This is a genomic window from Aquimarina litoralis (assembly GCF_039523995.1).
Taxonomy (GTDB): domain Bacteria; phylum Bacteroidota; class Bacteroidia; order Flavobacteriales; family Flavobacteriaceae; genus Aquimarina; species Aquimarina litoralis.
Map to the genome: position 1 here is coordinate 96287 of NZ_BAAAGE010000008.1, position 11312 is coordinate 107598.

Annotated in this window: 14 protein-coding genes; 6 read left to right on the forward strand and 8 right to left on the reverse strand. The window is 30.6% G+C overall.

Features of this window, described 5'->3' with window-relative positions:
• Positions 1–15: 15 nt before the first annotated feature.
• Positions 16–381 (reverse strand): VOC family protein, encoded by a 366-nt coding sequence (locus ABD077_RS24440; protein ID WP_343914827.1) that lies wholly within the window; start codon positions 379–381, stop codon positions 16–18.
• Positions 382–491: 110 nt separating this feature from the next.
• Here ABD077_RS24440 and ABD077_RS24445 point away from each other — a divergent pair, with 110 nt between their 5' ends.
• On the forward strand, positions 492–1397 hold the full coding sequence (locus ABD077_RS24445; RefSeq protein WP_343914828.1) for an IS1595 family transposase: 906 nt from the start codon (positions 492–494) through the stop codon (positions 1395–1397).
• The gene (locus ABD077_RS24450) at positions 1390–2505 is read left to right on the forward strand and encodes a virulence RhuM family protein (protein ID WP_343914829.1); all 1116 of its coding nucleotides are present in this window, start codon (positions 1390–1392) and stop codon (positions 2503–2505) included. The genes ABD077_RS24445 and ABD077_RS24450 overlap by 8 nt, the downstream gene beginning before the upstream one ends.
• Positions 2506–2518: 13 nt before the next feature.
• On the opposite strand, the gene ABD077_RS24455 is transcribed toward ABD077_RS24450, so the two are convergent.
• Positions 2519–2779: a hypothetical protein gene (locus ABD077_RS24455; RefSeq protein ID WP_343914831.1), complete on the reverse strand. Its 261-nt coding sequence runs from the start codon at positions 2777–2779 to the stop codon at positions 2519–2521.
• Positions 2780–2782: 3 nt separating this feature from the next.
• Positions 2783–2977 (reverse strand): type II toxin-antitoxin system HicB family antitoxin, encoded by a 195-nt coding sequence (locus ABD077_RS24460; protein WP_343914832.1) that lies wholly within the window; start codon positions 2975–2977, stop codon positions 2783–2785.
• 739 nt (positions 2978–3716) lie between these two features.
• Between ABD077_RS24460 and ABD077_RS24465 the strand changes: the two genes are divergently transcribed.
• The 4 genes from ABD077_RS24465 to ABD077_RS24480 all read left to right on the forward strand — a co-directional run bounded on the left by ABD077_RS24465 (position 3717) and on the right by ABD077_RS24480 (position 6473).
• Positions 3717–4424 carry a hypothetical protein gene (locus ABD077_RS24465; protein WP_343914833.1) on the forward strand — a complete coding sequence of 236 codons (708 nt, stop codon included), beginning with the start codon at positions 3717–3719 and terminating at the stop codon, positions 4422–4424.
• A 3-nt stretch (positions 4425–4427) separates the two neighbouring features.
• Positions 4428–4736 carry a hypothetical protein gene (locus ABD077_RS24470; protein ID WP_343914834.1) on the forward strand — a complete coding sequence of 103 codons (309 nt, stop codon included), beginning with the start codon at positions 4428–4430 and terminating at the stop codon, positions 4734–4736.
• A 101-nt stretch (positions 4737–4837) separates the two neighbouring features.
• Positions 4838–5698, forward strand: a complete 861-nt coding sequence (locus ABD077_RS24475; RefSeq protein WP_343914835.1) for a DKNYY domain-containing protein — start codon at positions 4838–4840, stop codon at positions 5696–5698.
• Positions 5699–5771: 73 nt separating this feature from the next.
• Positions 5772–6473 carry a hypothetical protein gene (locus ABD077_RS24480; protein WP_343914836.1) on the forward strand — a complete coding sequence of 234 codons (702 nt, stop codon included), beginning with the start codon at positions 5772–5774 and terminating at the stop codon, positions 6471–6473.
• Positions 6474–6552: 79 nt separating this feature from the next.
• Here the strand turns inward: ABD077_RS24480 and ABD077_RS24485 are convergent, their stop codons facing one another.
• From ABD077_RS24485 to ABD077_RS24505, 5 genes are all read right to left on the reverse strand, one after another.
• Positions 6553–6696: a hypothetical protein gene (locus ABD077_RS24485; protein ID WP_299610343.1), complete on the reverse strand. Its 144-nt coding sequence runs from the start codon at positions 6694–6696 to the stop codon at positions 6553–6555.
• 199 nt (positions 6697–6895) lie between these two features.
• Entirely contained in the window at positions 6896–7555 is a 660-nt protein-coding gene (locus tag ABD077_RS24490) for a TrmH family RNA methyltransferase (protein ID WP_343914837.1), read from the reverse strand.
• A gap of 302 nt (positions 7556–7857) precedes the next feature.
• Positions 7858–9825, reverse strand: a complete 1968-nt coding sequence (locus ABD077_RS24495; protein WP_343914838.1) for an OmpA family protein — start codon at positions 9823–9825, stop codon at positions 7858–7860.
• Between the two features lie 14 nt (positions 9826–9839).
• On the reverse strand, positions 9840–10799 hold the full coding sequence (locus tag ABD077_RS24500; protein WP_343914839.1) for a PorP/SprF family type IX secretion system membrane protein: 960 nt from the start codon (positions 10797–10799) through the stop codon (positions 9840–9842).
• A 68-nt stretch (positions 10800–10867) separates the two neighbouring features.
• Positions 10868–11312: T9SS type B sorting domain-containing protein (locus ABD077_RS24505; protein ID WP_343914840.1), on the reverse strand; the 445-nt coding region annotated here is incomplete at its 5' end.

Genomic DNA, 11312 nt, shown 5'->3' on the forward strand with positions numbered 1-11312 from the left:
TAATCCTTATTAGTATTACTTCTGAGAATGTAGCGCAATACGATTTCCTTCAGAATCTATAAATTGGGCAAAAAATCCGTTTTCTTTTGATATCATTTTTTTATCTATAAGTACTTTTCCTCCTGAGACATTCACTCTAGCAATCTCATTAGCTACATCTTCTGAAGAAAAATATACTACTACTCCATCAGCAGAAGGCTTATAATCCTCTTCTAAAAGAATTAAAGTTCCTGTAGCAGTACCTACCTGATTTTTGTTGGGAAACCAACCCATTTTAACACCATCCATTTCAACAAGGTGAATTTCTATATCGAAAACTTTTTCATAAAAAGCTTTTGCTCGATTCATATCTGTAACCGGAATTTCAAACCAAGTAACCATAATTTGTGTTTTTATTTAGGATAAAAGGTAATTATATACTAGTTTACACTAAATTAATTAGGTTTTAGTGTAATTAAGCTCTATATTTGTAGTGTAATAAAAGTAACACTATGATTAACAAGGATTTTAATTCGATATTAGAACTATTACAATCTTTTCCAGATGAGCAAACTTGCATAGATCATTTAGAAGAAATTAGATGGAATGGTAATGTGGTGAGTCCGTTTGACCCGACATCTAAAGTATATAATTGTAAGGGTAATAAATATAAGTGCAAGAATACAGGAAAGTATTTCAATGTTAAGACTAATACTATTTTTGATAACACTAAAATGGAATTACAAAAATGGTTTCTTGCTATCTGGTTAGTTACTTCTCATAAAAAGGGTATTTCTTCATTACAATTAGGTAGAGACTTAAAAATTACGCAAAAATCTGCTTGGTTTATGTTACAACGCATAAGACAATGTTTCGGAATCGATAATGATGAGCAGTTAGACAATGAGATTGAAGCAGATGAAACTTATGTAGGTGGTAAAAACAAAAACAGACACGCCAATAAAAAGGTTAAAGGAACTACAAGAGATAAAACACCTGTATTAGGAATGGTAGAACGTAATGGTCAATTGAGAGCTAAAAAGGTTGATAACACCACGTATGAAACTTTGTCTAAAGAAATAATTAAAAACGTTAAGGAAGGTGCTAAACTTTATACAGACGACTATTTGTCTTATAGAAAAATGAGAAGAGTTTATGATCATAGTGTTGTAAAGCACCACAAAAACGAATATGTAAAAGGCAGAATTCATACTAACACTATAGAGGGATTTTGGTCGCTTTTAAAACGTGGTATTTTTGGAATATATCATTTTACATCTAAAAAGCATTTACAGATGTATGTAGATGAATTTGTGTTTAGATATAACACTAGAAAAGGAAGCGAGAACGAAAGATTTAATTTACTTTTGTCTAATATTGAGAATAGAATAACATACAAAGAATTGATTAATGGGTAATTTAGAAGAACAAAAGAATTTTCTTTTCTATTCAACTGATGATGGTAATGTTAATATACAGGTTATACTAGATGATGATACGGTTTGGGTAACACAAAACAGTATGGCAGACATATTTGACACTACTAAACAAAACATAAGCCAACACCTTAATAATATATATAACGAAGGTGAATTAAATAAATTTGCAACTGTAAAGGATATCTTGACAGTTCGAAAAGAAGGATCTAGAAACGTACAAAGATCAATAGAGTTTTACAACTTAGATGCTATTATATCAGTAGGATATAGGGTGAATTCTCCAAAAGCTACTACATTTAGAATTTGGGCAACCTCAATCTTAAAGGAATATTTAATTAAAGGTTTTGCCTTAGATGATGATAGATTAAAACAAGGAAAAACTTTATTTGACAAAGATTATTTTGATGAGCTATTAGAGCGTATTAGGGAGATACGAGCTTCTGAAAGGAGGTTTTATCAAAAAATCACTGACCTATACGCTACTGCTGTGGATTATGATCCTAATTCACAGGTGACTAAAGATTTTTATGCTACAGTTCAAAATAAATTACACTGGGCTATACATAATCATACAGCAGCTGAATTAATTTCAAAAAGAGCAGATTCATCAAAGCCAAATATGGGTTTAACTACTTGGAAAAACTCTAAAACGCAAGGTAAAATTCTTAAATCTGATGTTTCAGTAGCCAAAAACTATCTTTCTCAAAAAGAAGTTGGGGAATTGAATAGAGTTGTAGGAATGTATTTGGATTTTGCAGAAAATATGGCTGAAAGAAATAAAACTATGAAAATGGTTGATTGGGTTAAAAGACTTGATGCTTTTTTAGATTTCAATGAGTACGGTGTTTTGAAAGACTCTGGAAAAATATCTGCAAAAATTGCAAAAAGAAAAGCCGAAAAAGAATACGATAGATTCAGAATTGTTCAGGATAAAGAATTTATATCAGACTTTGATAAAGTAGTCAATAAAATAAAGACTACAGGAGAGTTACCTAATAAAGAGGATATAAAAAAGGAAAACGAATTATCAAAATTTAATCAAAATCTTAAAAAAGGATTAAACTGGAATCCCAAGGATCATAAATAAAAAACCCTAGAAATTAATTTCTAGGGACTGTTAATGATCTTCTAAATTCGACAAACCTTTCGAATTCTTCTTCTAATCCTTCAATTGGATCAATTTGCAATTCAAAAAATATATCGCAACAAGCAATTTCGTCTAGTTCGTCTTCTTTTGGCACATGGCAAACTTCAAAATTGTTTAAATTTTGGTAAAATGTTCCTTCCTCATAATCTCCTTCTTCCATTGCAACACAAGCATTATTAACCAAGTGATTGATAATTACTTCATATTCTATCATAAATTAAATAGTATTAGGCTCTGAGTATTGAATGTCTCTTTTCTTAGAGAAATCAATAAAATTATCAAAAGCTTTTTCTAATTTACCTTTTGTTTCTTCCTCAGATTTACCTTGTGCTAAAACACCTGGATACTCATTTATAAAAGCTATGAAATTTCCACTCTTTTCATTTTTTATTATTGTTCCTGTAATTTTCATAATAGTGTTTTATTAAGGATTAATGTTAGACTTTGGGGTCACTCATTAAGTTTAGTTATTAATCAAATATATTATAAAATATATTATAATTCAAATTAAAATTCCCCTCGCTAACTTAATAAAGTTCATATATTAGTACGTCTATATACTGTATATGTTACATTTTAAGTAGTTAAATCTTCGCTAAAATATGTAGTTAAAGTTATATTTGTATCTGTAAATGCATCAGTTTTGGCTGTTTAGTTAGGGTTAATCCAAAGGGATAACATTAACAATGCACCACGTTATTTGAAAAGTAAGAACCTATTTTGATTATTATCGGCAATAGCTCACGCTCTGTTTTGTCGAATTAGCGACACTTAATCGTGGAATAGATAACTTACTTATTTTTTAAAAGCACTTTTTAATGTGCGAGATTAAACTTTTCTTTTTAGTGTAAACTTATATATAGTTCCCGGATAAAAGTTAGTTATTCTAAATAAAAAAAACAATCTGAATGAGCAGCAAAACAAATCCATTACATTTCTGATTATAAAACAATTGCACTTATGATCCTTTTACAAAACACGATTATAGGTTTCAAATTATAATTTGGCACTATTAATTTTTATCGGAACATTATTTTAGTGGATATATAAATATTGAATTATTAGAGGTCTTCACATTTCTTGTTTATCTAAATAACTAAAGAGCTCTTCAATCTTACAGATAATAAGAGATACATTCAAAAAATGCAAACATGATTATACTTAACGTAAAAACTACTTACGTACCAATTCATAAAGGTATTGCCAAAGATGTAATTTGCCCAATTTGTAATACAAAGGATAGCATAGAAATTATAATTTATCAAAAACATATTGATACAGGTCTTGTCTATAATACCACCAATAAACTAAGTGGCACTGCGTACTGTACAAATTGTAAGACTGAAATTCCTAATGTGCAATGGACCCCAGAAATAGAAACTGTTTTTGAAAAATTAAAGGCCGAAAGCCAAATCGAAACACCAGGAAAAAAGTATAGTATTATTTTTAAAATATTACTTGCTTTTTTAGCATTAGTAGCTTTTGGTATAGGATACGCACTTTTTAGTGCCAAAGCTACTGCAGATGATAAAAGAGCGATTTTAGAAAATCCAACTATAAATAATAAATTACTCATACAACATCAAGTAAGAGAGAGCTTATCACAATTTAATGATTTGGGTAATAGTTGGGCTGTTATCAGAATTGTAACTGGTGACACCATCATTATTCAAATGCACACCGAAAAAGTACCTTTAGATCAAATAAATGGCGCTATGCCACCGACTTCTGGATATAAAGGTAAAATATACAAAATAAAGAAAGATGAATTTCGAACCAAAGAACGTGTTTCTGAATATCATCAAGAAAAAGGCATGGGACTTAATTATGCTTACATATGGTCATTTCAAAAAGAGTAAATCATGTTTAAAAGAAAAAATGATCATAACTTTATACAACACCATATGTATGAAGGTAAGCATTCCAAAAGTATTTATAAAGGCTTTAAAACAAGTATATTTATACTGATATCTTTATTCATCATAGGAGGGTTTATATATCTAGAATTATTGCAATACGAAGATGGATTTATCTCCAACAACGCTCTATTTTGGCTGTATGAACATATTGGTTTTATGGGTATTAAAATTATATATGGATTCATATGCCTGTTAGTTGTGTGCATTGGAATTTGGGATGTAAGACGATTGAAAAAAATTAAAAACAAATGAATAGTAATTTTAATAAGCAATAAATATTTGTCTTCACATTTCTTAAATTTATAACATAACCTTTAAAGAATTACTCTTATTTACACTTTATACCTGACTACATGAGTGACTACATTGTTTTAGATATTTTTTGGGATCATCAGATAGTTCGAGATCAATCGGATAAAGAGTTTAAAATTTTTCGGGGTATTGATTACCAAACCGATTGGAAAAAGCTAGGATATGGGTATTCAAAAGACAAAAAACAGATTTATTATTACAATACAGAATGTTTTAAAAAATACTATAAAGAAATAGACTTTGAGACCTTTCATATTGTAGAAAGACATGCAGAAAAAAGTCCTTATAGTGCAGGTGGAGAATATAAAGAAACCATATATTTCGCTGATAAAAACAACGTGTATGTAGACAGTTATATGTGTTCTTTTTCTATTATCGAAGGCATTACTCCAAAAGATCTTAAAATAATTGATATCTCCAAAGGATATGCTACTGATGGAGCTAATGATTATGTATTTGATCAAAAATTACCCTATAAGATAAAAAATACAAAACCCATTAATGCTGTGTATTTAATGGCGAATGATATTATATATTTTGGGAATACGAGCCCTTTAGAATGTGATGCAAAAAGTTTTGAATTGGTACATGAGGCTGTTTTAAATATTGCAAAAGATAAGAATCATGTTTTCTACAAAGATCAAATTATTGAAGGCGCAGATCCGAAAACTTTTCAATTTTTAGATGCTTGCATTTTTCCCAATAAGGAATATTATCAGGAATGCGATATAGACTTTTATGCAAAAGATAGTAAGCAAGCCTATTTTATAAGCACTCCATTTATGGCTAAGATAATTAAAACAAAAAGTCTTAACAATTTTAGATTTGAAGTCATTGATGGCCGTGGATATGCTTTTGATGACATCTATCGATACGATCGAGGAAAAAGAAAAAAAATATAGTAACTCATCTATACATGTTAACCTTTTGACATATTGAATACTAAGTATTGTAATTCAAATAAATACTAAAGGCATGAAACTCTTAAAATTACTAAGCTTATTTTTAATCATCTTTTCTTTTTCTAACTGTTCTAAAGAAGATGATGAAATCTTTATAAACGAAACAGAAGTATTAGAAAAAAGCAATACCTATTCCAATATCAAATGGACTGGAACTTGGAATTCTACCTATGGCGAATTAAGACTTGTTGAAAAAGGTCAGCTTATCTACGGAGATTACAGTGATATTGGTGTCATCTATGGATATAGACATTATATCAATGGGAAGGAATATTTTGAAGGTACCTTTGAGAACTATCGAATGAATAAAAATGGTATTATCCGTTTTGAAATGAATAACCCTAATTTTAATAACTCTTTTTCTGGTGAATGGATATGGAATAACTCTTCTTATTGGTATTCATGGAATGGCACAAAAACCTCTAAAAAGGAACCAGTGTTACAAAGTTTTTATAATGTAAAAGGGCAGGTTATGGATAAAACAACTTTACAAAAAATAACCAGTCCAATTACTATTGAAGTATTAAAAAATGGTATCAGACGATTTACCGCAGTGTCCGAAAATGGATTATATGGACTTCAATTACCTAAAGGAAACTGGGAAATAAGAGTAAATGATTATAGATACCAATCGTTTTCCAGAAATATCTTGGTAAAAGAAAATTACGATTTCAATAATTATTTTACTGAAAATATATTCCTAGTTAAAAAATAATTTTTGACAAAGTTTAATGTAATTCCAGGTATTTCAAAATTGTTACATTAAAAAAATACCTGGAAAATGGATTAGTTAGTTACGAAGTAGTTGTTCCTTTATGAAAAATATCGTGAACAACTTCGGATGTATAATTGATGGTTGTTTTATTAGATTTAAAACCTGTTTTCACTTGTTTTATAAGTGCTTTCATTTTGCTGGTAGGAGACTTTTTTTTGCTCATGACAAAGATGTTTTATGGGTACTTAACAGTATTAAGTTACTCAAATATAGGGAATTAAATTTTAAATCGTTTGATTTAAGCACATTAACCTTTTACGTGTAAACCTTTTTTTACTCATAAACTACGACATGAAAAAACAGCAAAATCATAGAATTTGAATACTATTTTTAATTATTCGTAATCAATCAATTAGTATTTGTTATTTATGTTCTTCTTTGTATCTAGCAATAATTTTTTCGTGACTTTTTATCACTTTTTTGGCCCAATCCATTCTTTTTTCCATCTTTTCTGTTTCAGATAATCGCCAAGGAATATCTGAATTTCTTAATAATGAAGTTACATGCTGTAAAATTATCGCCGCAGAAACTGAAATATTAAGACTTTCGGTAAAACCTACCATAGGAATATGTAATTTAACATCTGATTCATTTAGTACCATATCACTAAGACCTTCTTGTTCTTGACCAAAGAAAAATACTGATGGCTTGCTAATATCAAAGTCTTTTAACTCAACAGAGCTATCATGCGGAGTTGTTGCCACAATTTGATATCCTTTACTTTTTAGGGTATTAATACATTCTCGAGTGGTGGTATACCTATTGATATCTACCCATTTTTGCGCGCCCATTGCAATTTCTCTATCAATACGCTTAGCATTTATCTCTTCGATCACATGCACATTCTGAATTCCAAAAACATCGCAACTTCTTATTACAGCACTTGTATTATGTAACTGATATACATCTTCTACAGCTACAGAAAAATAGTTTGTTCTTTGTGCAATTATATTTTTGTTAAGATTCTGACGTCGTGGAGTAAGAAAAGATTCTAAGTACTCTAATAGTTGAATATCTACCATAAGAGTGCTAAAATATAAAACATTGGTAATTTATAAATGAAAATGGTCTTAAAGATCATCAAACTATTTTCTTCATAAGGAAGACCTCTCTTACGTTACCCATCCGCATAGAGAGGTCTATACTAATATAAGATCAGAAAAGTCTTGTACGAAAATTTTGCTTAACGTTTTTATTCCCATCGTCATATAAAAATAAAAAAACAATTCTTTTTAGAAATTACATTAGCTCCTATTAACAAATCACTAAATTTTCAATTCGTTTTGATGTTTTTAGCTACTACATGTTTTGATTTTTCTTAATTTTATTTTTGTAAAATAAACTCACTTCTTCTATTTTTCTGATGTTCAGCTTCACTACATTGCGCATTATTATCACATCTATTTACCAACGCTGATTCTCCATATCCACGTCCAGTGAGTCTGGATTTATCAATCCCTCCTTTTTCTACGATATATTTTATAGTACTTTTTGCACGGCGATCACTTAATGCCATGTTATAACTATCTGGAGCTCGACTATCTGTATGTGATCTAACATCTATTTTTATCTCTGGGTATTGTTTCATGGTCGCAATAATCTTCTGAAGTTCTATCTCCGCATCTGGTCGAATGAAAGACTTATCTAGGTCAAAATAAATTATTTGTAGGTCTAATATTTTAGCTAAATCATCTCCAGGTTTCACTTCTTGTTCTTGTAATCCTCCTTTAGACAATTGCAGAGGTACATCATGGGTATACTCTAATGCTGTGTTGGTTACCAGAAGTTTTTCTGATGGGTTGTAGCTGTTTTTAAGCGCCCTAATAATATATGATTTTTCACACTCTAACTCAAAATTATATATCCCTTTAGCATCACTTGCTACTCTGGATATTTCATTTCCATCTTCATCTAGTAAAAGTACATCGGCTTCTGACAAAATCACTCCAGATTCGGCATCTGTAACTACACCCGATACATATTGTCTACAACTGGTGATTAACTCTTCTATTTGCTTAAAACTATAGATATCATCATTTCCTTTTCCTCCTTCTCTATTGCTTGCAAAGAAACCTATTTTAGTCATTTCATTTAATACAAAACTAAAGTCATCATCTGGACTATTTACTGGTCTTCCTATATTATAAGGAATTGAAAAACCTTCTTCTTCTGGAACTGTTACAAAAATGTCTAAACCTCCTAATCCTACATGCCCGTCGCTTGCAAAATATAGTCTTCCTGTATCACTTATATAAGGGAAAGTTTCTCTTCCTTCGGTATTTATTTTATCTCCGAGATTGATTGGAGTACCAAAGGTTCCATCGAGTAACACATCTACTTTATATAGATCTGACATTCCTTTGGCACCAGGCATATCACTGGCAAAGTATAGTTGTTTCCCATCTTTAGTAAGAGCTGGATGCGCTACAGAATACTCCTCACCATTAAATGGTAATTCCTCTATATTCTTCCACTTGTCACCCTCTAAGGTTGCTCTATATAACTTTAACAACACTGTTCCTGTTGTATCAGAACCTATTTTTCTTTTCGTATAATTATTTCTCGTAAAATATACTGTTTGTCCATCTGGACTAAAAGAAGTAGAAGATTCATGAAACTTAGTATTTATTTTACCTTTTATTTTTTTGGGTTGAGTTAATTCGTTATCAGGTTCTACAACTTCTGAAATAAAAAGATCTAAAAACGGCATTTCGTTCCATTCGTGAATTATTCTAGACATGGAGCTATATGGACTTCTAGAAGATGCAAACACTAGATTTCCTCTATTATCAAAACTTGGAGCATAATCTGAGGCGCTTGAATTAATATCGATTTTTTTGAGTGTGAATTTTCCAGATTGCATTTCGATAAACCGCAAATAGTCTCTTGTACTTACAAAATAGACTGCTCTTTTATCGGTATTTGTTTTCTTGTAGAAAATTTCCATGATAGCATCGGCATCATCATAACGCTTTATGCTTTTGAGGCTTTGTGAATATCTGAATAAATATTCCACATCCATATCATCTGAATACTCATTCATTAGTTTTTCATACCAATCAATGGACTTTTCTAATTCGCCATTGAAATAATATGAATCGCCAATTTTCTTATACAAATCCGAAGAAGTGTATCCTTTTTCGGCTACATCTAAATATATTTTTCTAGCATCTACGAAGGCATATTTAGCAAAAGTCTCATCTGCTCTTGCCAGTCTTTTTTCCTGTGCTTCTATTCCTCCAAATACAATAACACATAAAGATAGACTTATAAGGGTTTTTATAACTTTCATAACAATCTTATTGGTTAAAAGAATCTAGGAGTTAGCATTCTATTATATTTTCTAAACAATTCAAAACGTAGCATTACTTCATAACTACCATCATTAAATTGTGTTCTTCCTAATTCGGTAGTTTCTCTATCATATGCAAATCCAATCATTAAAGAATCTGAAATCTGGAAACCTGCCATGGCACTAAAAGCTGCACTCCATCTGTAAGCTGCTCCTAATGTTAATTTATCATACAACAGGAAATTAGCAGATAGATCTACCTGTAAAGGAGCTCCAAATACTAATTTGGATAATAATGCTGGTTTAAACTTTAGATTATCATTTAGCTCAAAAACATATCCTGTTATCAAATAATAGTTAATACGTTCTTCTGCAATAAATGTTGATGAATCATTACTATTTACTGTAGCATCTTCATCGAAATGATTTGTCTCTAATAAATTAGGAGCACTCAATCCAGCATAAAACTTATCTGTATGATAGTAGATTCCAACACCCACATTAGGACTAAATTTATTATCAATATTATTTTCAAAATTCGGGTCGTTTATATCAAACTGTGATAATCTTTGGAAATCTACATTAAGGAGATGTCCTCCCGCTTTTAATCCGAAGCTTAACTTTCCTGTATCCGAAGTAGGGATCGTATAGGAGAAATCTATATCGAAGTAAGTTTCATCTGTAGGTCCAATTTCATCATTTACGATAGAGAACCCTAACCCAACTCTATTATTATCTCCTATTGGAGTGTTTAGTGTTAAGGTTTGTGTTCTTGGGGCTCCATCCAATCCAACCCATTGACTACGATGCAAGCCCATAATACTCATAACACCTCGGCTACCTGCATATGCTGGATTTACACTTATCGTATTATACATATACTGGGTATATTGCGCATCTTGCTGTGCTTGGATATTATTAAAAAAACCAAACCACAAAAGAAAGGATAGGAATAATATAAATATTTTTCTCATTTATTTAAATTTTTAAAGAATGATCATAAGAGCCCTGATTATCGACGATTTGTGTTCGGATCAATTATTTATCTATTTATGTACAGGAAACCTGTTTTATTTTTCTTTTCTCCTGTTTCTAGTGTATATTCCAAGAAATAATAATAGGTACCTACCGGAAGCTGCTTATCTTCTTGTATAGTGGCTCTACCATTAGAAAAACCTCTAAATAAATTATCATTACTTCCATAATTTCTAGAACTAAAAACAATAACTCCCCATCTGTTGTAAATCTCTAAGGTATTTTCTAGATTCTCGATCCCTCTAATGATCAAAGAGTCATTTATCCCATCACCATTTGGAGTAATTCCCGTATAAACAGTTACTGATTCATCTGAGGTTATTTCTGTAACGGTTTCATCTTCTGGATCTCCATCTCCATCGGTATCATCATCAGTTGTATTGGTAGGATCATCAGAAACATCAACTACATCATCTCCATTTGGATCTTGACCTGTGACTATAGCCTGATTG